The organism is Nostoc sp. FACHB-133, assembly GCF_014698055.1.
In the GTDB taxonomy this organism is placed as follows: Bacteria; Cyanobacteriota; Cyanobacteriia; order Cyanobacteriales; family Nostocaceae; genus Nostoc.
Genome location: NZ_JACJSH010000005.1, coordinates 205040 through 229037, shown reverse-complemented (window position 1 = coordinate 229037; position 23998 = coordinate 205040). Strand labels below are relative to the sequence as shown.

24 protein-coding genes and 2 tRNA genes are annotated in these 23998 nt (G+C 38.9%); 13 read left to right on the top strand and 13 right to left on the bottom strand.

Features of this window, described 5'->3' with window-relative positions; all coding sequences use genetic code 11:
- Window positions 1-129: 129 nt before the first annotated feature.
- From H6G86_RS06595 to H6G86_RS06580, 4 genes are all read left to right on the top strand, one after another.
- Window positions 130-2397: an amylo-alpha-1,6-glucosidase gene (locus H6G86_RS06595; protein ID WP_190933652.1), complete on the top strand. Its 2268-nt coding sequence runs from the start codon at window positions 130-132 to the stop codon at window positions 2395-2397.
- Between the two features lie 194 nt (window positions 2398-2591).
- Window positions 2592-2870 (top strand): hypothetical protein, encoded by a 279-nt coding sequence (locus tag H6G86_RS06590; RefSeq protein WP_190933651.1) that lies wholly within the window; start codon window positions 2592-2594, stop codon window positions 2868-2870.
- Window positions 2870-3256 carry a type II toxin-antitoxin system VapC family toxin gene (locus H6G86_RS06585; protein WP_190933650.1) on the top strand — a complete coding sequence of 129 codons (387 nt, stop codon included), beginning with the start codon at window positions 2870-2872 and terminating at the stop codon, window positions 3254-3256. Before H6G86_RS06590 ends, H6G86_RS06585 begins: the two co-directional genes overlap by 1 nt.
- A 65-nt stretch (window positions 3257-3321) precedes the next feature.
- Complete coding sequence (locus H6G86_RS06580; protein ID WP_190933649.1) at window positions 3322-3498, top strand: hypothetical protein; 177 nt, start codon at window positions 3322-3324, stop codon at window positions 3496-3498.
- A 348-nt stretch (window positions 3499-3846) separates the two neighbouring features.
- On the opposite strand, the gene H6G86_RS06575 is transcribed toward H6G86_RS06580, so the two are convergent.
- From H6G86_RS06575 to H6G86_RS06550, 6 genes are all read right to left on the bottom strand, one after another.
- A tRNA-Met gene (locus tag H6G86_RS06575) sits at window positions 3847-3920 on the bottom strand.
- Window positions 3921-4087: 167 nt separating this feature from the next.
- Window positions 4088-6418, bottom strand: a complete 2331-nt coding sequence (locus tag H6G86_RS06570; RefSeq protein WP_190933648.1) for a peptidoglycan DD-metalloendopeptidase family protein — start codon at window positions 6416-6418, stop codon at window positions 4088-4090.
- A gap of 791 nt (window positions 6419-7209) precedes the next feature.
- Window positions 7210-7671: a tRNA (cytidine(34)-2'-O)-methyltransferase gene (locus tag H6G86_RS06565; RefSeq protein ID WP_163930469.1), complete on the bottom strand. Its 462-nt coding sequence runs from the start codon at window positions 7669-7671 to the stop codon at window positions 7210-7212.
- Window positions 7672-8013: 342 nt separating this feature from the next.
- The gene (gene gshA, locus H6G86_RS06560; RefSeq protein ID WP_190933647.1) at window positions 8014-9153 is read right to left on the bottom strand and encodes a glutamate--cysteine ligase; all 1140 of its coding nucleotides are present in this window, start codon (window positions 9151-9153) and stop codon (window positions 8014-8016) included.
- Window positions 9154-9445: 292 nt separating this feature from the next.
- Complete coding sequence (locus H6G86_RS06555; RefSeq protein ID WP_190933646.1) at window positions 9446-9745, bottom strand: hypothetical protein; 300 nt, start codon at window positions 9743-9745, stop codon at window positions 9446-9448.
- Between the two features lie 396 nt (window positions 9746-10141).
- Window positions 10142-11869, bottom strand: coding sequence for a S8 family serine peptidase (locus H6G86_RS06550; protein WP_190933645.1), 1728 nt, complete (start codon window positions 11867-11869; stop codon window positions 10142-10144).
- 666 nt (window positions 11870-12535) lie between these two features.
- Here H6G86_RS06550 and H6G86_RS06545 point away from each other — a divergent pair.
- Window positions 12536-14008, top strand: a complete 1473-nt coding sequence (locus H6G86_RS06545; RefSeq protein ID WP_190933644.1) for a glycoside hydrolase family 13 protein — start codon at window positions 12536-12538, stop codon at window positions 14006-14008.
- A gap of 70 nt (window positions 14009-14078) precedes the next feature.
- On the opposite strand, the gene H6G86_RS06540 is transcribed toward H6G86_RS06545, so the two are convergent.
- Window positions 14079-14498 (bottom strand): fasciclin domain-containing protein, encoded by a 420-nt coding sequence (locus H6G86_RS06540; protein ID WP_190933643.1) that lies wholly within the window; start codon window positions 14496-14498, stop codon window positions 14079-14081.
- A 159-nt stretch (window positions 14499-14657) separates the two neighbouring features.
- On the opposite strand from H6G86_RS06540, the gene H6G86_RS06535 reads away from it, so the two are divergent.
- The 6 genes from H6G86_RS06535 to H6G86_RS06510 all read left to right on the top strand — a co-directional run bounded on the left by H6G86_RS06535 (window position 14658) and on the right by H6G86_RS06510 (window position 17821).
- Entirely contained in the window at window positions 14658-14894 is a 237-nt protein-coding gene (locus H6G86_RS06535) for a DNA-directed RNA polymerase subunit omega (RefSeq protein ID WP_012412301.1), read from the top strand.
- Between the two features lie 23 nt (window positions 14895-14917).
- On the top strand, window positions 14918-15526 hold the full coding sequence (locus tag H6G86_RS06530; RefSeq protein ID WP_190933642.1) for a hypothetical protein: 609 nt from the start codon (window positions 14918-14920) through the stop codon (window positions 15524-15526).
- Window positions 15527-15597: 71 nt separating this feature from the next.
- Entirely contained in the window at window positions 15598-15963 is a 366-nt protein-coding gene (locus H6G86_RS06525; RefSeq protein WP_190933641.1) for a DUF1818 family protein, read from the top strand.
- 50 nt (window positions 15964-16013) lie between these two features.
- Window positions 16014-16087, top strand: a tRNA-Pro gene (locus H6G86_RS06520).
- A gap of 992 nt (window positions 16088-17079) precedes the next feature.
- Window positions 17080-17397, top strand: a complete 318-nt coding sequence (locus tag H6G86_RS06515; RefSeq protein ID WP_190933640.1) for a hypothetical protein — start codon at window positions 17080-17082, stop codon at window positions 17395-17397.
- 217 nt (window positions 17398-17614) lie between these two features.
- Complete coding sequence (locus H6G86_RS06510; RefSeq protein ID WP_190933639.1) at window positions 17615-17821, top strand: hypothetical protein; 207 nt, start codon at window positions 17615-17617, stop codon at window positions 17819-17821.
- A gap of 336 nt (window positions 17822-18157) precedes the next feature.
- On the opposite strand, the gene H6G86_RS06505 is transcribed toward H6G86_RS06510, so the two are convergent.
- The 3 genes from H6G86_RS06505 to H6G86_RS06495 all read right to left on the bottom strand — a co-directional run bounded on the left by H6G86_RS06505 (window position 18158) and on the right by H6G86_RS06495 (window position 19597).
- Window positions 18158-18667 carry a hypothetical protein gene (locus H6G86_RS06505; RefSeq protein ID WP_190933638.1) on the bottom strand — a complete coding sequence of 170 codons (510 nt, stop codon included), beginning with the start codon at window positions 18665-18667 and terminating at the stop codon, window positions 18158-18160.
- Window positions 18668-19167: 500 nt separating this feature from the next.
- The gene (locus tag H6G86_RS06500; protein WP_190933637.1) at window positions 19168-19356 is read right to left on the bottom strand and encodes a hypothetical protein; all 189 of its coding nucleotides are present in this window, start codon (window positions 19354-19356) and stop codon (window positions 19168-19170) included.
- 82 nt (window positions 19357-19438) lie between these two features.
- A complete protein-coding gene (locus H6G86_RS06495; protein ID WP_190933636.1) occupies window positions 19439-19597 on the bottom strand; it encodes a ribbon-helix-helix protein, CopG family in 159 nt (52 codons plus the stop codon).
- 634 nt (window positions 19598-20231) lie between these two features.
- Between H6G86_RS06495 and H6G86_RS06490 the strand changes: the two genes are divergently transcribed.
- Window positions 20232-20411 carry a hypothetical protein gene (locus H6G86_RS06490; RefSeq protein ID WP_190933635.1) on the top strand — a complete coding sequence of 60 codons (180 nt, stop codon included), beginning with the start codon at window positions 20232-20234 and terminating at the stop codon, window positions 20409-20411.
- A gap of 247 nt (window positions 20412-20658) precedes the next feature.
- Here the strand turns inward: H6G86_RS06490 and H6G86_RS06485 are convergent, their stop codons facing one another.
- The 3 genes from H6G86_RS06485 to H6G86_RS06475 all read right to left on the bottom strand — a co-directional run bounded on the left by H6G86_RS06485 (window position 20659) and on the right by H6G86_RS06475 (window position 23396).
- A complete protein-coding gene (locus tag H6G86_RS06485) occupies window positions 20659-20895 on the bottom strand; it encodes a hypothetical protein (protein ID WP_190933634.1) in 237 nt (78 codons plus the stop codon).
- A 447-nt stretch (window positions 20896-21342) separates the two neighbouring features.
- Window positions 21343-22437 carry a hypothetical protein gene (locus H6G86_RS06480; RefSeq protein ID WP_190933633.1) on the bottom strand — a complete coding sequence of 365 codons (1095 nt, stop codon included), beginning with the start codon at window positions 22435-22437 and terminating at the stop codon, window positions 21343-21345.
- A 545-nt stretch (window positions 22438-22982) separates the two neighbouring features.
- Entirely contained in the window at window positions 22983-23396 is a 414-nt protein-coding gene (locus H6G86_RS06475; protein ID WP_190933632.1) for a hypothetical protein, read from the bottom strand.
- Window positions 23397-23497: 101 nt separating this feature from the next.
- Here H6G86_RS06475 and H6G86_RS06470 point away from each other — a divergent pair, with 101 nt between their 5' ends.
- The gene (locus H6G86_RS06470; RefSeq protein WP_190933631.1) at window positions 23498-23644 is read left to right on the top strand and encodes a hypothetical protein; all 147 of its coding nucleotides are present in this window, start codon (window positions 23498-23500) and stop codon (window positions 23642-23644) included.
- The last annotated feature ends 354 nt before the right edge of the window (window positions 23645-23998 follow it).

The window sequence follows — 23998 nt, the reverse complement described above, 5'->3', positions numbered from 1 at the left end:
ACCTAATTCTCCTTTATCGGTTTATTAGCGTTGGAATACGGGTCAAGTAAAACTCGCCCATCCACGCTTTCACAGTTTAATTACGATCTGTTACGACTATATCATACTCATAACGATTTTGAGTAACCAATGCCTGATTTAGATACAAGAGAATGGTTACTTACCAATGGCTTAGGAAGTTTTGCCAGTGGTACGATTTCTGATGTCCGCACGCGCACCTATCACGGTTGGCTGTTTACCGCTACAAACCCGCCTTCTGGGCGGACTCTGCTGTTTTCACACTTAGACGCTAGCTTAGAAGTATCGGGGAGCGTTGTAGCACTGGGGACAAATGTTTGGGGTAATGGTCAGATTGAACTGACAGGCTACGAACTATTGCGCTGTTTTGATATTAACCCAGTTCCAAAATGGATTTGGGGTCGAGATAACTGGCAATTAAGCAGACAATTGGTGATGCCTTATGGGTTAGTGGAGGCTGGGGACTGGGGACTGGGGACTAGGAATGAGGAACTAGAAATAGCGAAGAATGCTTCTCAATGCCCAATGACGGCAGTTGCTCCACTACAGCGCTTCGCGCATCCTGCGGCGGGGGAGACCCAAAGACCGCACTGCCTCCCCAATGCCCAATTTTGCGATCGAATCTTGATCCAATATCGCTATGACGGAAGTGATGCAGCAATTTTACGGCTGCGACTGCTGATCGCAGACCGTGATTTTCACCACCCACAAATTGCTAGTTCAGGATTACAGTTCTCAGAATTGCTTGGGCAACAGCAAATCTGCCTGCAAGCAAAAAAATTGGGTAATTTCGGTATACCTTGGCACTTGCGTTGGACAAAAGGAAAATATCAACCAGATGCAGTTTGGTATTGGAATTATGGATTGTCTGAGGAGACAAAACGGGGATTAAGTGACAAAGAAGACCTCTACAGTCCTGGTTACTTGATAGTCAGACTGCAACCAGGAGATGTAGTAACACTAGAAGCACGAGTAGGTTTTCCAAACTTGATGGCAGGTGTTCTCACTTCCGAAACCTTTGCAGAAGCCGTGGAGCAAGAGCAAGACCGGCTCTCCCAGATTTTTGGATGGAGTGAGGGGGGTAGAGGGGCAGGGGAGACAAGGGGACAAGGGGACAAGGGGACAAGAGGTGAGAACTTGAAACAAGTCTTTCCCCTTGTGCCCAATTCTCCTTGTCCGCAAGTCATACCCAATGCCCCATGCTCAATGCCCCATGCCCAATCCCCAATCTGGCAACAACTACTTAAAGCAAGCGATCAGTTTATCGTCTATCGAGCCTCAATTGCAGGCCCCACAATGATTGCTGGTTATCACTGGTTTAATGAGCGAGGGCGCGACATATTAATCGCCTTACCTGGATTGGCACTAGTTCCACAGCGCTTTGATCTGGCAAAAGGAGTATTACGGACTTTCAGGCATTACTATCGCCACGGTTTGATGCCTAATGTATTTCCTGATGCCGATGGTGAACCACTTTATAACAGCATTGATGCGGCGCTGTGGTGGGTTGAAACTTTAGGGCTTTATTTAGAAGCTACTCAAGACTGGGAATTTTTGGCAGAGCAATTCTCTGTAGTCCAACAAATCCACAAAGCCTTTGTTGGTGGTACACACTACAATATCCAGGTTGATGCTATTGATGGGCTAATTAGTTGGGATGCTCGTGGTGTAGCTCTCACATGGATGGATGTGGTAATTGGGGCAAATCCCGTTACTCCACGTCACGGTAAGCCCGTGGAAATCAATGCGCTGTGGTATTCAGCTTTATGTTGGTTAAGTCGGTGGGCAGAACGCTTAAGTTCGCTTGAACTTGGCGATCCAGTGCGTCTGACTAAGCAAGCACAGCGTTATGCTTTGCAAGCACAAAAGGTTAAAATCTCGCTGCAAAAGTTCTGGAATCCTCAGTTGGGTTATTTGTACGATACTATTGAGCCGGACGATCGCCGGAATTTTCAAATTCGTCCCAATGCGGTTGTGGCGCTGTCACTGCACCACTGTGGATTTTCTGCCCAACAAGGGAGTCAGATACTAGATTTGGCAACTATCAGCTTGTTGACTCCTTATGGTCTTCGCAGCCTCGATCCAGGAGATCCCGAATACAAAGGGAGATATGAGGGTAATCAAGAGCAACGTGATCGCGCCTATCACCAAGGCACTGTTTGGGGTTGGCTAATTGGGCCATATATTCGGGCTTGGCAACGTTTTTATCCACAACAATCGCTGCCTTGTGATTGGCAACCTCTGCTAGATCATTTCTTATCTGGCGCTTGTCTTGGTTCTATTTCTGAGATTTTTGATGGCGATGCACCTCATACACCCAGAGGTGCGATCGCTCAAGCTTGGTCTGTTGCCGAAGTAATTCGCCACATACAAAAATAATTTGTAATTTTATGATCGCCTGGAGTTGTGGCAACAGGGAACTGAGCCGTTTTTAAATAATTATTTACCATGTTAACGATTACACTTTTCATATTTTTTAATCATTATTCATCGTCCAATACTATTCAATTTCATCTTCAATAAGGGTAGATTTTATTGGTTATAATGCTAATAATCAGGAGAGCATAAGCCAAATGTCACCAAAAACTTTTGATATTGCTGACTTATCTGATAATTTAGCTGATTTATTGTCAGATATCCAAAATAATGTTGAAGTTACCCTAACTCATCAGGGTGTCCCTTTGGCAAAAGTTTTGCCTTTGACTCAACCTGAGCCTACAGTTACTAAAGCTGATTTAAATGATGCCTTAAAGTCAAGAGTTGCGGGTTTTTGGCAGGGAAAAGTTAAGATTGCTGATGATTTTGATGAGACTCCAGAAGAAGTAATTGCAGCATTTTATGGGGATGAGTAGTGAGTTTTTTGTTAGATACTCATATTTTATTGTGGTTTTTAGAAAATGATTCTCAATTGTCAGATCGGGTACGAGAAGTAATTACTAATCCTGTAAATTTAATTTTCGTCAGTGCGATTAGTGCTTGGGAGATTTCAATTAAACAGTCTTTAGGAAAGTTAATTGCTCCTAGTAATTTGGAGGAGGCTTTGCGCTTCAGTCGGCTTGAGGTTTTGTCTATGACATTGGCACATGCAATAAAGGTTGCTGATTTGCCTCTACACCATAAAGATCCTTTTGATAGGATGTTAATTGCTCAAGCTTTGGTAGAAGGTTTAACAATAATTACAGTAGACCAAAAGTTTAAATTTTATGATGTGCCATTATTCTCTGATGATTTTGGGTAGCTTAAATATGCAAAAATTTCAGAACTCTAGCTATCTCTAGAATAATTGCTACGGGTTTACTTTATTTGCTGATTGTTTTTTGGTGCGATCGCTTTCCTGTAGGTCGACTTACCGACCAGTCCACACTTTATGTCGATAACAATAACACTCGTTACTGGTTCTCAACTGAGCCTAGTTTCACCAGACTTGCACAAGACCGAGCCGAGCAAATCCAACAGGATCAGGATAAAGTTTATAGATAAGTATTTGTGATTACCATTGAACAAAAGTCTAGGAAATCTTCATCTTAAACCAATACAGTTCAGTTAAGCATCTCTTTCTTCTCTCTGCGTTCTCTGCGCCTTCTCTACGAGACGCTGCGCGTTGGCGGTTCGTTAAAAAACGACATTTGGTAACAGAGTTTTAGCCTTAACTGAACCGTATTGCATCTTAAACGACCTTTCAAGACTTGAACTCCAACTTTCATGACTATCACGTTGTTGAATAGGCATAGTCATTTGATAGTCGAAACAGTCTTATATTAGAAAATTAGCTCCTTAGTACTACAGATGACTAGAAGCTGAAACTCTTATATAATCGTTTTTTCAAAATGGCTCAGGTTGGAATTGAACCAACGACCTCAGGCTTATGAGTCCCGCGCTCTAACCAACTGAGCTACTGAGCCATATATCTTCAAATCATAAACTAGTATAGCATACAAATTTGCTCAATACTAAGATTTTTGCAATTTTCTTACAGCTTTCATCCCTGTTGAGTTTATAGAAAGCAAAAGAGGGAGGTAAACTCCCTCAACAAAACAAGGCAATGATTTAGTTACAGATAGCCAAGAAATTATATGCGATCCGGTAACATGGCAATTGGGTTAACAGCACCCTTACCTGATGGATGGATTTCAAAGTGGGTGTGTGGGCCAGTACTGTGACCAGTGCTACCCATTAAAGCAATTGTTTCTCCTTGACGTACCTGCTGACCAGGTTGCACTAGAATCTTGCTGTTATGAGCATAGCGAGTCGTGCTGCCATCAGGATGGCGAACTTCGACAAGGTTGCCGTAGCCACCATTGTTCCAGCCTGCTTTTTCTATCGTCCCCTCAGCTGAGGCGACAACTGGCGTGCCAGTGGAGTTAGCAACGTCAATTCCTTTGTGCATTCTACCCCAGCGCCAGCCATAACCAGAGGTAAGGGTACCTTTGGCGGGCCATGTGTAAGCTACGGTTGAGGAAGATGGAGGAGGTGTCAGTTCGTCAATGGGCCTGGGCAGATATTGATCCACTGCTGCCAAAGGCGGTACTATCTGTGGGGTAACTGTGGTTCCCCGCATCTTTCCTAAAGAGTCAGAGGCATTTACTCTTCCAGGAGGAGTTGCAACTCTTGTAGGAGATTTAGTGCGAGCGGGAGTCCACTGACTAGCAGAACCGAGATTGGGCAAGAATTCTGGGTTTACTGGTTCGGTAGGACGTACACTAGTACGGAATTGGGGCTTGATTGGTTGAGCGCTATAGGTAGCTCTAATAGGTGTAGGAACTGGAATTGGTATCGCTACACTATTTGGTCGAATAGCAGAGTTAGGTACGATGAAATTATTGGGAGTAGAAACAGGAGTGAGCATTGCAGCGTTAGTAGTATCGCTAGCTGCTGGCACAACTAAATTACCAGACTGTTGAGCGCGGTATTTCTGCTGTAATCTCTGAATTTCCGCTTGCAAGCCGCGCAAACGGTCATTATTATTTCCCCGTGCTACCCTATTTGCTGGTGTTTTAGGCTGTTGTATTTCAGCAAAAGCTGTTGGCACTGGATCTTCACCACCAACACCATAAGACCTAGTAGGAGTGGTAGGGCGTACTTCTAAGTCAGTGGCACTATTTGCCTGAACCTGATTGTTCGCAATTACCTGTTTAGGGACGGCAACGCTGCTGTTGTCGGCAATAGATGGTGATTGTGAAGTAGTTGGTAGATAGGAGTTGGCACTACCGATGTTCATAGGAGAGGTAGCTACTTTTGGAGTTTTGCTGGACTCTACAAAAGTAGGACTCGCTACAGTGGGTTGACTCACTACAGTAGGTTGATTCGCTACAGTTACCTCAACTTGACCAGCAGGAATAATTAGTTGTTGACTAATTTTCAGTTCATTGGGATTGTTGAGGTTATTTACCTTAACTAGTTCTGATACTGAAGTATTGTATTTGCTGGCGATCGCTGCTAGTGTATCTCCAGGCTTAACTTCGTAGGCGGTTCGAGCCGAAGACGCAATAACTGTTGGTGTAGCTGGTACTGGTGCAATTGCACTGGTCTGATTCTTCTGTTTTAACTTCGATATCAAGTTCGCTTTGCTTGCATCGTCAGAAGTATTCGGCTGGACTAATGCAGTTTTTTCAACTCCAGTCGTCGGCTGTGCCAAACCAATATCAGCTAGTGATGGGTTTTCAGTTTCCCCAGACTGTAACTGTGCGAGACTTTTTCTTAACCGATTAGATTTTTCTTGTAAGCGATTTAGTGCAAACTCTTGTTGTGCCTTAAGTTGTGCATTTATTTCACCGTTGACTGCACCAGATGTTGCCACTGTTTGTGGCTGGGCATTCAATAAAACATTTGTACTACCAACACCATCAGCACTATAGTCAGACAAATTAGTGACTGTTGGGAAACTAGTCTCGGCTAATGTGTTGTTCAATCCCTGTGCCACTTGCGGCTTGAGGTTGGTGGAATTTTTATAACCAGCTGTTGCTTGGGAAAATGTTTCTGATGCAGGAATTTGCAAAGACATTCCATTTGCCGCGACTTGCCATTTAGCTTCAAGCCCAGGCACTTGTGAGACTGCCGTTGGTTCCACGATCACAGGATTTTCCGGCACGCTCGCTGATGAGACTGCTTGGGACTCCAGCTTTGTGGAGGCAAATTTCACTTCAGTGTCAGGAACAGCAGGAATTGAGGAGGAAGCCTTTTGGCTGCCTACTGGCACCGCTGCTTGGGCTTGATCGCTTTGTCGAGTCACCAAAAGGCTGGTTGCTCCCATAGAGATTGCCAAGCCAATCATGGCGGCTTTTGTCCGCACCCGGCGGTTAACTTTTGGATTCATCACATTTTGCAGTTCTACCGGGGCATCATCGCTGTTGGGGTTATTGTTCAACACAGCTTTTACTCTCTTTTTTAATGCTCGTTTCAAAGACGACCTCCTATGATCACTAGCGCTTAACTGACCTCGATTTTTCAGTTGGATACTAGTCAATGATTTAGATCACAACAAATGATAGATCAAGATCACATTCACCAGAGATGCTTACGCAAGATTAACCTGCTTCTCTGATTTAGACAAGTTTACATGTATTAGCAAAACTTAAAGTTTGCTGTGTTTACTTGTCCGAACCACTCCTAACACCACTTAGGACGTTTATAACTCTTTACCATTATCCGCGCTTGTCTTGCGTCAATCACGGGTACTAGACAAATGATTTGCCTAGTCTATAGTCGCTGCCGAAAAATAAATTGCTGCGACTTCTGGAAAAGTGATGCCCCCTGCTGTAGATATCTTCAAGATATTTCTAGCCCATCAGCCTTCTCAACACGAGACTTTACGTTGATTATTCCCTAAAAAACAACCGTATTAACTATCGTCTAATTTTAGGCTGCTTTTGGGAGTTCATCGAGCAAAAACAGCTCAAATACATGACATGACTGGATTTTAGCGCTTTTGTTCCCAATTTAGGATGCCTCAAATTCATCAAAATCTATCATTCAAATTTGGCATTATCTCAAGTTTTATATATAAATTTCTTATAATAACCTTCCTCTATTTGTAAGTATCTTCCACTACAATTAGCGAATAAACCCAGAATTTGGTATATTCTTTTACATATTTTGCCGTAAACAAAAAAATCTTGCTGTCAAAATTCTCCAGTTTAGATAGATGCTTGTAGAGACAATAAGTAAATATACTTAGCCAATGAAGGTAAACAACTATTGTAGATAGCCTAACTGACGACGGGTTTCAAATAAGCCAATTGCCACACTGACTGACAAGTTCAAGCTGCGAACCCCTGGTTGGCTCATAGGAATATACAGAGTAGCATCGCAATCTGACAAAATTGTTGGTGGTAAGCCCGTAGTTTCACTACCAAACAGTAGCCAATCATCGGCTTGAAATTGAAAGCTGACGTAACTAAAATTCCCACCAACCGTATAACCTAACCATCTGCCTCCACGCTCTTGATGTACGGTTTTAAAGGCTTCTAGGGATTCGTGATAGTGGAGTTTGACATAAGGCCAGTAATCTAAGCCGGCTCTTTTGAGGTAGCGATCGCTAATTTCAAACCCCAAGGGCCCTACCAAATGCAACTCTGTACCTGTTGCTGCACAAGTACGAGCAATATTACCTGTATTAGGAGGAATTTGTGGGTTAACTAAAACGACCTGGGGCATTGTCCGTATAATCTACGTATTGTATAAAACAATTTCTTGTCAATGTTAAATCTACCAAAGGGTAGAGGCTATTCATAGGTTTTGTTAATAATAATCAAGCATCATCCATCGATTAGATTTTTAAAACAATAGCACAAACCCTCCCAGAGCAATCCCTGAGAGGATATTTGTCTAAAATTGGTAAATATTAAGTTTTATGTAGAAAGATTAATTACTTATGTATTTTAGGGCTGGTAGTATGTCCAAAGAAATCTACCATTGGGTATGAGGCATGGGGCATGGGGCATTGGGCATTGGGCATTGGTTATTAATTCATCTCCCCCTGCTCCTCTGCCTCTTCAATTAAGCTAGTAGGGACGAACACAATTTGTCTTCGAGTTCGATTTCGCGTTCTTGGGTGGCAAGAATAGCCTGAGTGATGACGCGCTGGCTGTCAAAACCGACTGTGTGTAACTGCAACCACTGTTGAGCCTCATTGCCTTCGCGGAGAATTTTGTGCAATGGGGAAAGGAAACAGCTAAAGCCTCGTTGTTTAGCGATCGCCCAAACATCTTGGTACATTTGGGTAATCCAATCTCTGGCTAGGATGCTTCTACCATCTTGCCAATGCCTCAAATGAGCATCAAGACTATCAGCCGCCGCCGCCGCTTCATTTTCAGCAGTCAGGGTGACGAGTTCTTCGTTAGAGAAAATACTTTGAGTTAAAGGATCGATGTTAGGATTTTCGATTACTTGCAATAAACGCGCTTCTAATAAGGCGGTAATGGCTAGCAAGGCAATGGGATCTGTGACTAAATCGCAAATTCGTAGTTCTAGGCGATTTAGATCATAAGGGCGGCGATCGCCATTTGGTCGCACCGATGTCCACAAATGCCGAACATTTTGCATGGTTCCGGCAACGAGTTGATCTTCCACCCACTGGATATGATCGGCGTGGCTGGCAAATAACGGTACATGGCTAGGCGTTTGCGGAAATAGGCCCCAGCGAGTGGAGTGATAGCCAGTAGTTTTGCCATCTAGGAAGGGAGATGAGGCGCTAAGGGCGAGAAATAGAGGTGCTTCCATACGGATCACCCGACACGCCCGCATTAATACTTCTGGATCGCTGATGCCTATATTAATGTGTACGCTGGCGGTGACTACTTTTGTCCCGTAGGTGTTCTCAATGTAGTCATGATAGGGATTTACTGGATCGGAACGCAGAAAGCGATCGCCGCCACCCAACGATAAAGTACTTCCCGGTATCAAGGTGTAATCGCCCAAGTGATTGAGGTAGTTTCGCAACTCCCGCCGAGGACGCAGCAAGGCACACAATAAATTTTCGTAATTATGGGATGGTTGAGTTATGTATTCGACATTGCGGCTATCTGGCTCCCGCATAAATCCATCCAAGGCTGCAATAATTTTGTCGGAGAGACCGACGATTTCACCTTGAGGTGTGCCAGTATATATCTCAATCTCAAAGCCTTTTAATAAGACCACCTTGTTCTCCTCGGCTCTCTCTGCCTATAAATTGTATCGAATTAGACGCATCTTTAGGATCTATCTTTCAGTCAATCAAAGGTTAAGAATCATGTAATTAATAATTCATGCCAAATCATGCTGACAGATTTTTTGGCTGTTTTTCAAAAAATTCTTACTACTGAAATTACTGAATGCTGTGCTGTAAGTAATCTGGAAATTGAGGTGAAGTGTATGTTTCCAGAAAAAAAACAACCTAATTTACAGCAAATACAAAAAAATATCTGCGTAGGATAGGGTCAGACAATGGTCATTAAACACCCAACTTGCCTGTATTTATTCTCCTATTAACCAGACGCAATTGCTGCGATCGCTTCAAATATTTTACCCAAGGTTCCTCGGACAAGTGGGAAATTGCATTTAGTGACAGTGTTGCCGTAAATATATCTCTTCCACTAGTAACACCACGGATGCCTAAATTTTCTAAAACAGCAGTTGCAGCAGAGTCTAAAATTGGTTCAGTATGGATGAACACTTCTAAACTCGGTTCCTCTGGGTTTTGAACATCATTCAGCGCTGTAGCAAGGGCAGCATCTAGCTTTTGAAAATCCATGAGCAGTAAGTGGGTAAAAAGCAGGCAATTTTTAACCTATCGTGTAACTAACATATCAAACTTACGAGTTTTTATTGCCTATCTCTGTATAGATTTAATGGGTGATTTCCTATGTCCAATTACAGATTAATTACTGTTCTCTCTAGCTTTGAAGTTTTTTGAGAGCCTAAACGCAGATTATGCTTCTATATTAATATTCCCTTTCTCGATGAAAGTACCGCTCAAAGTTGCTCTTTAAAAATCAGCATCTAAAGCAGTTATTCCGATTTAAATTGCCTCTGTTAAGTCAGCATTTTTTTAATTAGCGCTGTTTAATTTGGTAGCTGTATAATCTTCAAGAGACGCGATATATTTATTGTGTTAAATGTGTTAAACATATCGCATCTCTGAGGCTAATTACAGATTTAAAGCGTTAATCACTCCATAACCCCATTTCTCATCAAATGTCCCTGTGGGTTTTCCAGGAATTGCACTATTTTTACGTAGCAAGTCTTTCACAGCAGCCGGATCGAGATTGGGATCTCGCTGCAATAGTAATGCTACTAACCCACTAACAAATGGTGTCGCCATACTCGTACCAGCCTGCACCACAAACTTGGAATTAATCATCGATGAGCGGTCAAAATTTGCATCGGCAGAAAGTGTGGAAATAATCATTGCTCCTGGTGCTGCTACATCCGGCTTGTGTCCATCATTTCGGAGTGGGCCTTCACTACTGAATTCCGAAATAGTGTGCAATTCTAATCCCATTTCTCGCACTTGGTTATCAATATCTGTGTACTTGGTTTTAGTAGTATAGGCGGCAACTGTAATTGCACTGCTGGCAGCTCCTGGCGAACCAATTTTTAGCGCATCTTTCACGCTTTTACCTGTAAAAAACACTGATGAAGTGTCATCTAATGTCCATACATCTAAACGTGTGTCAGTTGCAGAACTGTTGCGAACTCGCAGTTGCCAAACACCTCCCATAACTGGCGAGGAGCCAATACCCCGGATTTGTACAAAGAAATTATGGTCGCCATTGGCTTTATCTGGCGCTGGTGTCGCTAATTGCACCCTTGCATCTGGTAACTGGTAATCTTGTGCGGCATTACCGTCAGTAATTATTTTTTGGAATGGGGTGACAAAACCGTTAGGACTCCGCACAGACACTTCTAATTCGCTGTCTTTGGAATACCAGGCGTTTAACCAAACTATGCCTATTTGATTCAAAGGAACATTAAAGCGCATACCACGAGTGCGTCCACTGGGTATTATCGCTTGTCCATGAATGTTATCGTTTCCTTCGTTACCCGCAGCACAGCAAACAATTCTTCCAGGGCCAGTTTCCGCGTCAATAACTTTGGATAAGGAATCACTACCATCATGGGCATCAGCGTGTCCACCCAAGCTGAGATTCACCACGGCTGCGCGTCCTAACTCTCTAGCAATTCGGAAAATGTAACGCACACCATCAGCAATATGGGCATCCTGTAAATCTGACCTGACAACAACTAATTCCGCTTCTGGTGCTACACCGCCATAGCTAGCATCGGCACCGGCGGCAATTCCGGCAACATGAGTACCATGACCGCCAGTATCCTGAGAAATTGTCAGTTGCGCTCCCGTAAATTCCGCCCCATAGCCGCCTTCCGTTACTCCTGGCCCTGGCAGTGTTTGATCCCAAATGTGTAAAATTCGTCCAGCAAAGGCGGGGTGTTTCGGATCAATGCCACTGTCTATAATGCCGATGATTACTCCTTTACCAGTCAGTCCAGTTTTGTTCTGGAACTCCGGGAGTTTGACTGCTCCCATTGCAGTATCCATCCTCAAATGAAGTTTGCGTGATGGCTTGATGCGTTGGATAACATCTTCTTCAGACAAGACATCTAAACTTTCTATCGGTAAAAAAGCCGTCCGCACACTCCCAGAGTTTTGATTGACTTCAATGTTATATTGTGATAAATAACTCAAGTCTGCATCAGGATCGCAATAGATAAAAACGACGCTCTTTGTTGGCTTGACTGGGCTTTTGTGGGCAATGATGCCAAGCGATCGCTTGTGTGTAACTAAAGCTTTATCTCCCTCATTTTGATAGTCTTGAAATGCCAACAGTAGTCCGGGAGAAAGTTTTTCGTGTCTCATTTTTACCTCAAATTCAATTTATTGGGTGCAAGCAAAGTAGTTTATTAGCATAAGTCGCTTTGGCATTAATGCAGACTATGCAGTTTGTTCGCCTTGATTATTTGATGCGACTATAGTTATCTATTTTTTTATAGATAACATCAAATAAGCTTAGGAAGCGGGAAATAATTCCTAAGACAATTGCTAATTCATAACTCATATTCCTGAATTATGTCTCCTAATAGTGATTTTCTGTACTTATAAGACATCTTTGAGCAGACGCATCTCAGAATTACTCAAGACTGAGCTAACAGGTAATTTTTATGGAGCTATTAAACTAATTCACTATTTGCCTAAATCATTACGGACAAAGTTAAAAAAAATAAAATTAAGAATAATTAAGTAATAAATAAAAAAGATAAATTTAAGAAATATTAAATACTAAAAAGTTGTATACTAATCTTCTTTGATTTCTGTGTGCTGAAGCGCGATAGGCAATAGGCAAAAAGGCTCTTTGAATTGTACCTAGCTTCGCAAAAATCTAAAGAAGATTCCTGTAGCCAAAATAGTTAAATTGGTATAAATTCTTAATAACTACTGGCAAATTACAGATTCTCTATCATAAGTAAGAGCCATAAAGAAGCTAATATTTGCAACGATCGCTTCTGAACGTACAAAAAGTTATTCATGCAAATTCAAACACCAGATTGGGTAAAGCACGCTGTTTTCTACCAAATTTTCCCAGATCGCTTTGCCAGAAGCAAACAGCCGCGCAAACGACTGTTGCGCGAAGCCCGTTGGGAAGATTGGGACGCTATACCAACCCTCCAAGGTTATAAAGGCGGGGATTTATGGGGCATCATGGAGGATTTAGACTACATCCAGAATTTGGGGATTAACGCGATTTATTTCACACCTATCTTTCAATCCGCCAGTAATCACCGCTATCATACCCACGATTATTATCAAGTTGACCCGATGCTGGGGGGCAACGAGGCTTTTAAGGAATTGCTAGATGCAGCTCATCAACGGAATATCAAAGTCGTTCTGGATGGGGTATTTAACCATTCCAGCCGTGGCTTTTTCTTTTTCCACGACGTTTTAGAAAATGGCCCGCATTCGCCTTGGGTGAATTGGTTCAAAATAGAAGGCTGGCCCCTTTCACCTTATAACGGTGAATTCCCTGCAAACTACGTGGGTTGGGCGGGAAATCGCGCCTTGCCAGAATTTAACCACGACAATCCAGAAGTACGAGAATACATTATGGAAATTGCCGAATATTGGATTAAATTCGGCATTGATGGTTGGCGATTGGATGTACCATTTGAAATAAAAACTCCTGGTTTTTGGCAGGAATTCCGCGATCGCACTAAAGCCATTAATCCCGAAGCTTATATTGTGGGCGAAGTGTGGGGAGATTCCCGCCAGTGGTTGGATGGAACGCAATTTGACGGCGTGATGAATTATTTATTTGCTGGGCCGACAATTGCTTTTGCAGCTGGCGATCGCGTAGTCTTAGAACAAGTCCAAAGCCGCGACTATCAACCCTACCCACCCTTATTTGCCACCGAGTACGCCACCAAAATCCAAGAAGTACTGCAACTTTATCCTTGGGAAATTCAGCTAACTCAACTCAATTTGTTAGCAAGTCACGATACAGCCCGATTGATGACCATTGCAGGCGGTGATATAGCGAGTGTAGAATTATCGACTCTACTATTACTCACCTTTCCCGGTGCCCCCAGTATTTACTATGGTGATGAAGTTGGCTTACCTGGTGGTATAGATCCCGACTCACGGCGTGGCTTTCCTTTAGAGGCTAACTGGAATCAAGAAATTTTCAATACTCATCGTCAATTAATTGCCATCCGCCAAACTTACCCAGCCTTGCGTACAGGTGATTACCAAGTCCTCTATGCTCAAGGACAACTTTATATATTTGCACGAACTTTAGGCACAGAAGAATTGATAATTGCCATCAACGCTGGTACAAGTTCAGCGACTGCAAATGTAGATGTGGCTAGTTTGCATACTCAACCCAACCAGCTGTTATATGGTACTGCTGAAGTTGAGTGGAAGGGTGAAGAAGAAACTCAGCAATTGTCATTAACTCTTCCCGCACGCAGTGGCTGCATCCTGGGAGTGGGGAGTAGGGAGTAGGAGGATAAGGGAGCAGGGGAGGCAGGGGGAGAAAGAATAAATAATGCCCCATGCCCCATGCCCAATGCCCTTATTTTCCGGCAACCATTGCAGGCATCAATACCTCATCAATAATATGGATCACGCCATTGTCTGTCAAAATGTCCGTTTTGATAACATTGGCGTTATTCACTTTAATTTTGCCATCAGCAGATTCAATGGCTACAATTGACCCCTCAAGCGTCTGTGCCTCATTAATCTGTACCAAATCATCAGACCGAACATCCCCACTAGCGACATGATATGCCACAATTTTCTGGAGCTTGGGAATGTCTTTTACTAGGGAATCTAAAGTTCCTTCTGGCAGCTTGGCAAAAGCTTCGTCAGTTGGTGCAAATAGTGTCAAAGAACCAGGACTCTTTAGAGTTTCTATAAGATTTGCAGCTTGAGCAGCTTTCACCAGGGTATTGAAGTTTCCCGCATTGATAGCAGTTTCCACAAGGTCAGCCATAAGGATGTGTGACTTTAGTCAGATAGTATTATAAGTAACTTATAAAATGACTAGAAGGCTCTTAGCCTCTATCAACAGAAAGGTTGCTGGCGATTAAATACACGGCAACAGATTTATCAGTACTGCTACACTGGGGAATGACCCCAAGAACCACTGATTATGCTAAAGCGTTCTAAGTTCGAGACAACTCAGTCTCAGATTATGCACCGAGCTGAGGAACTGATTAGTGCAGCCTCAAATCGTTACCGCATTACGGTTCAGGTGGCCAATCGTGCTAAACGTCGGCGTTATGAAGATTTTGAAAATAACGAAGATGCGATGATGAAGCCAGTGCTAAGAGCAATTATCGAAATGTCCGATGAATTGACTCAACCAGAGATTATTGGCGAACTATAAAAAAAGGCTGTAGAGAAGGCAGGATGAGCAAACATCAATCGTTCATTCAACCCCTACTCAAGTCCTGGCAAACACTCACTGCCTTAATGGTAGTGGGTGTAATTGCTTTGAGTTCAGGGGCGGGCAAATCAATATATACAAGTTTGTTTAGTATCCAACCTGCTTATGCTCAGAGAATCACACCTAGTGATGTTTGGCAGTTGGTATACCAGCAATTGCCAGATTTCCCACGAGAAAACAAGTATATTAGCAAAGAAAATGGGAAAGTTGCCGAAAACAGCACCCTGGCAAATCGCCTGATTAGATATCACATTTATACCAAAGGGCGGGCCCCAGTTTATCGCTTAGATTGGAAGCTGACTTTAGCTGATTACCTGGGGGCGAATGAAATTATGTATGATACTACCTATCCAGGCTATGATTCACTACGGGAAAACCCTATGGAAGGCGATCGCAAAGCCATAACCCGTCTCACCCGCAGCCAGCGAGATGCCCTAGTGCAAGTCTTAGTCAACATATTTAATCCTACTTCTCAAAATACCCTATCTCCTAAACCGAATACCGCACCTAATCCTAGTAGATCAACTACCCCACAGCCATCCCAGCGAGGGGGTGCCGAACTACTTAGATAGTGGGAAATTTAGGAGTTATAAGTTGTAAATTCATAGCTCCTAACTTATAACTCCTCAGTTTTAACTAAAATATGGAACGCGTTGTAAAAACCGGATTTGGTTGGCGTATTGGCTGGAATCCCCATGCACCTGAATTTAAAGGTTTAGTCGGTACAGATGATTGGGCAATTGAGTTAACCGAAGCCGAGTTGAATGATTTTTGCCGTCTACTAGCACAGTTAGCAGACACCATGAAGCAACTTGCAACGGAATTAATGGAAGAGGAAAAAATTGCTTGTGAAGCCGAAAGCGATTTATTATGGATGGAGGTAGAAGGCTATCCTCATGATTACAGTCTGTGCTTCATTTTGACTACAGGGCGATGTGTAGAGGGTAAATGGAGCGCTTCTGCGGTTCCAGATTTACTGCAAGCAGCTGGGATGCTTAAAGTTTTTTAAATGAGCCTCTTGATTATCTGAGAGTTTTGTTATATGATAGTAATTCTGACCGGGGCGTAGCGCAGCTTGGTAGCGCGCCACTTTGGGGTAGTGGAGGTCGTGGGTTCGAATCCCGCCGCTCCGATTGATGATAAGCCATGCCTGCTAGTCTTTTTAAAAGATTGGCAGGTTTTTCAATAAGCACTGACTATTAGAGTGCTTATATATCAACAGTCTTTTGCTATTTGCATAACTGAGGTGTACTCTACCAGTATCGTGTCAAAGCAGCATAGTTGCATAGAAGTTGCATATTAAATTTATTTATAAAATTCTTATATAGAATAACAAAATTGTATCTAACAACCACCGGAGGCATTTAAAACTTAAAATTTTATTATTTTAATTAATTATAAAAATTCAGTTTTGCATATTTTCATCTTATGTATAAGTACGTGATAAATATATGCGTAGTATTGCATAGACGCTTTTGCGTTAGAAAACTAACATCACCTAGATATAGATAATGCACACTTACTATGCTAAAAGTTGCATACTTTACATACTTCAGTATATTGCCATGCAAATTTTTATGCTTGCTAGAGAATCTAAAGGAAACGGGACTCTATAAACTAATAAAAATAGTGTTAGAAAATGTCTCATTTCTACTTTCCATACGTTATTTAACTACTCCGACTGGGAAACATTAAGATGTAAGGCAAATCTGCTATAGCCTTGTAGCAGCTATCCTGTGGTAAATAACTCCTCTCAGATTGAGCTACACAGTCTTTATTTTTTGTTTCAGGTTCATAGTCATTTTCATAAGTTAGAACCTATAATGACCATTTTTAGATGGAGTAGTGCTGTAAGCGTAAATGGTATGGAAGTTAAAAACCAAGGAATAATCACGGTCACACTGTCCAGAACTTTAACCTTGCTACTATTGGCAAGCTTCTATTTTGCCAAGTTTTAATAAGTAATTCTGTTTAAAAGCGCTATGTTTGATAGATTGCAGAATGCTTTTTCTCTATAGCTTTGGTAAAGCCCAGTTTTCATAACTTACTCAATCAAATAAAAATAAAGTAGAGTTTTTAATTTAGAGACGGGAATACTAGATTGATATTGCTAAGGAGAATCACCATGTCTGAAGAAACTCAAAAACTGACTCCTACTGAAGAAAATTTACCACCTTGGATTAAACTAAGACTTAGACAAGACGAATTTTACTATGGTCTACTTACTACAAGTGGTACTGTTATTGGGATTAGTAGAATAAATGAAGTTACTTTAATGCCTGACGGTTCCTACTGGATAGAAGTAAATTTATTAGTTGGCACCCCACCTCTAAGCATCTCAAATATGCCTTTTTTAATCGCACCTTCAACTTACCCGACTGCAACAATAAACAGTAGTCACATCATTGCTGCTTTTGATTTAGGGCATTATCACGAAAACTAAAATTAGCTATTAAACTTAAGTTGCAATTTATACTAGCCTCGTTTAAATTAAATAGACGGGGTTTTATTTTGCTAACTAGAATCCAAGTTCTTATAAGTAGTACTACTTTAGTAAACCTATATTTCCATAATTTATTAAAATAATTTTAAGTGTTTATACGGTTAACTTTTTATTAGTACATCTATACCATCTTAGAACTATAGTTTGGAAATAAAAGATGGTTGCTGGAAAATGTTCAAAATGTGATTCCATAATTACTTCAATAAATATTGAAAATATTGCAGGAAAGGTAAATGGCAAAGATGCATGGAATTGTATTTCTTATAACTGCCCAAGATGCAACACAATACTGAGCATTCAAATTGACCCAGTAGCATTAAAAACAGACACAATTGACGGAGTTGTACAAAGGTTAAATCGTTAAACCACAGCTATTCATACTTTGATTAATATTTTGATTAATACTTCTGTACGAACCTCGTTTAAATCAAATAAACGAGGTTTGTGCTATTTAATTATGAGTACATGGTTTCTGGCAACTTATTTCAAAATGATTTGCTTGGTGGAAATATTTGGTTAGTGATTAGATTTATTTTGAATAAAATTCGCTGTTTTTTCTCCAATAGGAGAACACGACCTCTAGAACCCGCATGGTTAAGCCATTTTTACTTTCCCCGTAGAGCCTATTTTTTAAAATTAAAGCTTACGGGGAAGGAATTATTCTCAATAAGAGATAACTATCGTCAAGCTAGTTGCTGGGTTATTTAAAACTTGCTATGAATTGAAATAAATTACCCACAATAAAAAATATTATCCCTCCAATAGTTAATAAACTAGTGAAAGTATTATCTTTTTCTGCTAAGTTTTCTATTGTTCTTGCAATATCTATTAAGAACAAAGGAACAAGTATAAAAGTTGCATATACAGATGTTATTAGGAAATATAAGCTCATAAAACGCATAAATATTGCTGAAAGTAAGTCTGGTTGTATACCTATTTTTACAGCCGAAAAGAAAATTATTGTTATAAACCATGAAAAGGATAAAGCGAAGTAATAAAGTGGTCGTAGATTTGTATTACTAAATTCATTTAATATGTTTTGATGAATTCTGTTTCTTAATGAGTTAGTTGTAAAAGTAGCTATTCTATCAATATAATTTTCAATAATTTGTGCTTTATCTTTCCCAATTAAGTCAGGTGCCAACATAAAACCAGCTAGAAAATTAAGAACAATACCAATACGATTTAGCCAGTCAAAATCTATTTTCATAAAACTTATATTTAGTTAACTTCAAAATATATAATTCCCAAAAATCCAATAAAAAACACTATCTTGTTACAGATAGTGCCACAATCCTTACAGTGACTAACTTTGATTTGACAAACTGCTATTATTTATTTACAGTTTCTTTATTTTTATCTTGACCATTTCTATTGTCTTTACCGTTGTTCTCAACAGGTTTATCAACTGGTTTATCAGCAACCTTATCAGCCACTTTAAACAGTTGGATGGTTTTAGCATCTATCTGCCAGAATCCTTTACGCTTACCTTCAGTAGCCTTGCTTATCTTAGCAATGTAGACATTGTTTTCAATTGACTCTAAATATCCTTGAATATCTAATTACATCCCTTCTTCTACCGCAAAACCTTCATCATCTTCATCAATATCAGCTACTTCAAAACCTTCTTCATCTAAAGTAGTGCCTACTTCAGGCAATTCAAAACCTAGCTTACCTAGCGTTAAACCTAGTAAGTTGTCAGGGTCGTAGCTAAAACCCCTTAGTGATTGGGATGATTTTGTCAGTACCTCTTATAGCACCTTTAACCACAAAGTTAAGTAAGAACATACTCCATTCTGTACCGTTATCCCGATAACCTACTTTGACTTCATAACCTATGAAAGTCAGTCTTGCATAACCATCTTTGTTCAGTGCGGGTTTAAATGGTTGTGAGAACATTCTATTTATTCTTTGGTAGTTTTGATTAGGCAGTTTAAAGACTTACTTAGGTCAATGCATTAATGAGTGACTGAAAATTTTTTCATTCAATTAAACCTTTATCTTTGTAATGTTGGATTAACTCAATTACAGCTTGTCTAATTAACGCTGCTTTACTATTGCCAGTTTTGACGCTCAACTTATCTAAACTATTTTTAACATCATTAGGGATATCAACCTTAATTCTCGTATCTTTTATCATTTAACTGTTGTAATTTAGCCTTAGTCATCCATAATATGACCCCATAACAATAGTATAAATATAACAATTTGCTATCATCAATATAAAAATATGGCAAAGTATATAACTTAACCTTATGATTATGAATTATTTAAATTTTTTCTCAAATTTTTAGGGTTTACGTACTGGATACAATTTACTATCTACGTATCCTACACCAAAAATCTAAACACTTGCAGCATATATTACTGTTAAAGAAATGAGATTTTAAGGACTTTGTAAATATTAATTAAGAATTATTGCTTAATAGTATTCACTCTTTTAAAGTTAAGCGTGTTTTTATATACAAGAAATAAACAACGTTGTTTTCATTACTAAATAACTTAAAAAAGGAATTTATAATAATATTTTGTTTTGCCTAAGCTTCGACTTTACGCCCATTTTAGCGTTATTTAAATATATAATTATATTACTTGTTACGTTTTTCTTTTGTGATATACTGAATTTCGCGTTATGCGATTTTTGATGTGCTATATACATATAAAGATACTTTAATACTTACTAGTAAATACTTAAATAATTTATACTATTTCTGTTACATTTTATATTCGCTAATAAGATAGTATTGAACTGTTGTATCAACAATAAACAGTCCATGATTTTTAAAGTAAAACCATCTTTCCGAGATGTAGCATTAATTACTGTAGCTGTGATTTCTTTATTAGGTCTTCTCGGATTAGCATTTGTAGATACCAATAGCCGCCAAGCCTTCTTAAATATGGCTACATTTAGTATTGGTGCTGCAATAGGATATTTTACACCCGGTCAAAAATAAACCCCTTGTTAGATAACAAAGGGGTTCATTTGTTTTAGTTTGATTTTCCGAAACATCCTTGCTTGCTAGTAACAAGCAGGGATTTTTATTACGTCCATTTTTTATTTTACTACTTTATACTCAAATGTAGTACTTTTTAAAAAGTCAAATACTTTGTATTAATGATGACAATTTTCTAAGTATACTTTTCCTTAAATGTAAACCCTAGCAGTTATTACTAGGGTTAAAAAGAATATTTTAGAATGAGTTAATCTTCTTTTATATTTTTTAAACCGTATCTTTTTTCTTTAATTTCCTTTATACGTTTATCTATGAAAAGTATAAACTCTAACTCATCTAGTTCTTTCATTTTCTCTAATGCAAAATCTATTATTACTAATAATTGATTGGGGTCTATATTCTCTAATTTTATATTGTTATTCAAATTTTCGATTATCTCTCCTTTTAGTTCTTCAGTGTCACTTACAATTGTTTGTTGGAGCATAATTAGTTTATTGGTTTTACGGAAGTTTGCTTTATTGTTCCTGTTTTTCGTTTAAAAATTGATATAGATAAAATTTATTTTTACTACTAATCTAAAATGTACTTATTACATTTATACATTATAAAAAGATAAAGTATTTATTTAGTCACTTTTTGTACCTACCTAAGCTTTTAGAGATGGTCAAGTTGTCGGATTTTTCGACAACTTCATAAGGGGGAATTTTCCCCCTTTTAACAATGGTCAGGTTGTAGAAAAATACAACAATCTCATAACAGGCTTTTAAAGCCTATTTAAAAGGTGGTCAAGTCCTCGGTTTTTGCGATGACTTTATAATACGGGATAATTCCGTATTTAAAAGATGGTAGGCGACCACCTTATAGAGCTTCATTCGCTGCCACTGGACGGTAGGGATTTTTTATACCTACTTATCAGAATTCTGCTATAGTATCAACGTGTTATGTAAGCAAATAGATAGCTAGATAGAACATTTACTATAAAACTAATCACAATAGACAATATAAACTCTTTCCATTTTTCATCTATTTTTTTCAGAGTAGATTCTTTATCTTGAATTGCTTTATCTGTTAATAGAATAAAACTTCTCTTTTCATTATTTGCTTTATCGATAACTATTGCAAATATTATAAAAGATGCTATTAATGAAAGCAATATATAAATAGCTGCTAATAAGTAATATCTTGGTGTTTCTCCATTTACTATGTATTGTGCAATTATATTTATTTTTTCTGGTAATGTTTGTATTATGTTTAAATCATAATTTACTTTATTTAATCGATTTTTTATAAATGCATTACTAGCTAAATATGTTCCTATAATAGAACCTAGAAAAAAACTTGTGCCAGAAATGGCTCCAATTAATGTACTATGTTTATGAACAAATCTTTTTTGACTATTTTCTATTTTTATTAGAGAATTTATTTGAGAAGCTAGTAGAGATTGCATATCTATTCCCCATGTTCTAGCTGTATATTTTATTGATAATTGAATAAAATTTTTATTTATATTATAATTTTCTAACATTATTTCATTCCTTTTATTTCTAGCTATACCAGCTAATTCATGAGAAGCCGTCTGTATGTGTATATCTATAGTTTGTTTCTCTGGATGTTGTTTATTATTAAAATGAATTAAATAATCCCAACTCATATCCAAAGCTGTTGGAATAATTGGTCTGATTTCCCGATAAGTAATCAATTCTTGAAAAGAGTTTAATAGTATAGATGAATCATCATTAAAATAAATTTTAGATTGAAAACTAATAAGAACAGCTTGATTTTGTTGAGTTAACCTTTGGTCTATTAAATCATTAAAATTTTGTATATCATTCCAATTTAACTCAAAATTTCCAGCAATTACTTTCTCAATAGTTTGCGGTCTTCCTAAAAGAGCTACAATAAACTCTTGAAATTGGTCTGAAGCTATAGGTAAAGTTACATATCCACCTGTATTAGAATTAGTGTTAGAAATACTTATAAGTTGATTGTTTGGATTACTTTGATTTCCTTGAGAATTATTGTTCATAGTAGATATGCAATTTACTAGTAAATAGTAACACTTAGTTTTTGAAGCTACAAGGGAAAATCACACCTATTTAGCAATAATTACTCTAGAGTAGTTTTCTTCATAATAGAAATGTCTTCAAATCCATGTCTCCCAACTGGAGAAAGCATCGATAACCCTGCAACTGTTCCAAATTCTTATGCCCTGATATCTACTGAATTACCCGTAATGGAATGTGGGCATTACTCATCTGGGTTAAATCATTGCGTCTAAAGCTGTATCTCTTGCTGAGTCAGAACTTTTGACGCGTCCATGCCGATTGACTTTCATTGCCAAGACTGTATACCCTGTGAACCTGAGCCTATTTTTATGCTGCAAGCTAGCCTTACACACACTCTCAATTAGAAGCACAAGGCGATATTAAAGCATTAAAATTAGCTCAGAAAATTCTTTTAAGTGAAATTTTGGGACATAGTGAAAGAGATATAACTTTCCAGTAAAGTTACGGTAAGCTTTCAATCATTTTCTAACTGATAAACCCCTAGAGTAGCAGCTAGGGGTTTTATTTAAATCAATTTTCTAACAGTTCTAAAAGACTCCCCAATAACCTGCTTTCTAAAACCATTGTCTTCTCTCTGTTGCTGTAAATTCTTACGATTCGCAAAACTGTAAAAATCCCTTAATTCTCTCTTTTCGTCATCTGTCAAAGGTTGGTTTTTTCCCTTGATACGTAATGCAACAATTCTTGTAGGCAGCTCATCTGAATAGAGGTTAGCAGTTGGTAATAAAGGTACTGCCATCAAAGCAAAAGTAGTCAATATTGGTTTATAACTGTACTCTAATCCTTGAATTTGTGGTCTAGTTTCGATTGGTACACCATTATTAATATGTGGCGTATTCTCTATAGTATTCGTTTTTACTCTTGACACTTTCATCCTGTTAAATTGATGTCTACGTATAAAATAATTTTGTATGTTCATGGTTCTTCATAATCCATTTATTTATGCTATATTTGTATTATAGTAGTTTTTATGTATTACAATTAATGACTAAGACAATATCGACCGTTAGAAGTATCAGAATGAACAATGATACTATCCAATTATTAAAAAGTGAAAGTGCGCGTTTAGGCGTTAGCCAGAATGATTTAGTCAGAATTGGAATTAAATCTATTAAGGGTACTGACTTACAGACCTTAAAAGCTGCAAAGGAATTAGTCACCTGCTAAATACCCTACCATACCAAACACCAAAATGTATCTAAATTCGATAGAGATTGAAACTAAGCTATTTTTATGACTAGCTAAAGGTAATTACACGGATTTAGGAGGTCTAAGAATCAAGGATTAGAACATGGAAACTCAACCTTACGATGTAATAGAAACAACCATAAATTTAGACGCACAGCTTAAAGTATTGTTGGGGTACTCAAATCATCCAGCAACTATAAAACAATGGTTACGTGATTTCCTAGCTACTGTAAATTAGCTACAGATGGTTACTCTGTGAAAATGAACGGCGTACCTTTATCTGAAATTAGAAAAATTCAAGTAATGTCAAAAGCTAAAACAAACTTATCAGAT

Bases quoted from the DNA above. Each gene is read 5' to 3' on its own strand.
- H6G86_RS06595 (WP_190933652.1), top strand. From the start codon at position 130: ATGCCTGATTTAGATACAAGAGAATGGTTACTTACCAATGGCTTAGGA.
- H6G86_RS06590 (WP_190933651.1), top strand. From the start codon at position 2,592: ATGTCACCAAAAACTTTTGATATTGCTGACTTATCTGATAATTTAGCT.
- H6G86_RS06565 (WP_163930469.1), bottom strand. From the start codon at position 7,671: ATGCCCCAGGTCGTTTTAGTTAACCCACAAATTCCTCCTAATACAGGT.
- H6G86_RS06555 (WP_190933646.1), bottom strand. From the start codon at position 9,745: ATGGATTTTCAAAAGCTAGATGCTGCCCTTGCTACAGCGCTGAATGAT.
- H6G86_RS06550 (WP_190933645.1), bottom strand. From the start codon at position 11,869: ATGAGACACGAAAAACTTTCTCCCGGACTACTGTTGGCATTTCAAGAC.
- H6G86_RS06545 (WP_190933644.1), top strand. From the start codon at position 12,536: ATGCAAATTCAAACACCAGATTGGGTAAAGCACGCTGTTTTCTACCAA.
- H6G86_RS06540 (WP_190933643.1), bottom strand. From the start codon at position 14,498: ATGGCTGACCTTGTGGAAACTGCTATCAATGCGGGAAACTTCAATACC.
- H6G86_RS06535 (WP_012412301.1), top strand. From the start codon at position 14,658: ATGCTAAAGCGTTCTAAGTTCGAGACAACTCAGTCTCAGATTATGCAC.
- H6G86_RS06530 (WP_190933642.1), top strand. From the start codon at position 14,918: ATGAGCAAACATCAATCGTTCATTCAACCCCTACTCAAGTCCTGGCAA.
- H6G86_RS06525 (WP_190933641.1), top strand. From the start codon at position 15,598: ATGGAACGCGTTGTAAAAACCGGATTTGGTTGGCGTATTGGCTGGAAT.
- H6G86_RS06515 (WP_190933640.1), top strand. From the start codon at position 17,080: ATGTCTGAAGAAACTCAAAAACTGACTCCTACTGAAGAAAATTTACCA.
- H6G86_RS06510 (WP_190933639.1), top strand. From the start codon at position 17,615: ATGGTTGCTGGAAAATGTTCAAAATGTGATTCCATAATTACTTCAATA.
- H6G86_RS06505 (WP_190933638.1), bottom strand. From the start codon at position 18,667: ATGAAAATAGATTTTGACTGGCTAAATCGTATTGGTATTGTTCTTAAT.
- H6G86_RS06500 (WP_190933637.1), bottom strand. From the start codon at position 19,356: ATGTTCTCACAACCATTTAAACCCGCACTGAACAAAGATGGTTATGCA.
- H6G86_RS06495 (WP_190933636.1), bottom strand. From the start codon at position 19,597: ATGATAAAAGATACGAGAATTAAGGTTGATATCCCTAATGATGTTAAA.
- H6G86_RS06490 (WP_190933635.1), top strand. From the start codon at position 20,232: ATGATTTTTAAAGTAAAACCATCTTTCCGAGATGTAGCATTAATTACT.
- H6G86_RS06485 (WP_190933634.1), bottom strand. From the start codon at position 20,895: ATGCTCCAACAAACAATTGTAAGTGACACTGAAGAACTAAAAGGAGAG.
- H6G86_RS06480 (WP_190933633.1), bottom strand. From the start codon at position 22,437: ATGAACAATAATTCTCAAGGAAATCAAAGTAATCCAAACAATCAACTT.
- H6G86_RS06475 (WP_190933632.1), bottom strand. From the start codon at position 23,396: ATGAACATACAAAATTATTTTATACGTAGACATCAATTTAACAGGATG.
- H6G86_RS06470 (WP_190933631.1), top strand. From the start codon at position 23,498: ATGAACAATGATACTATCCAATTATTAAAAAGTGAAAGTGCGCGTTTA.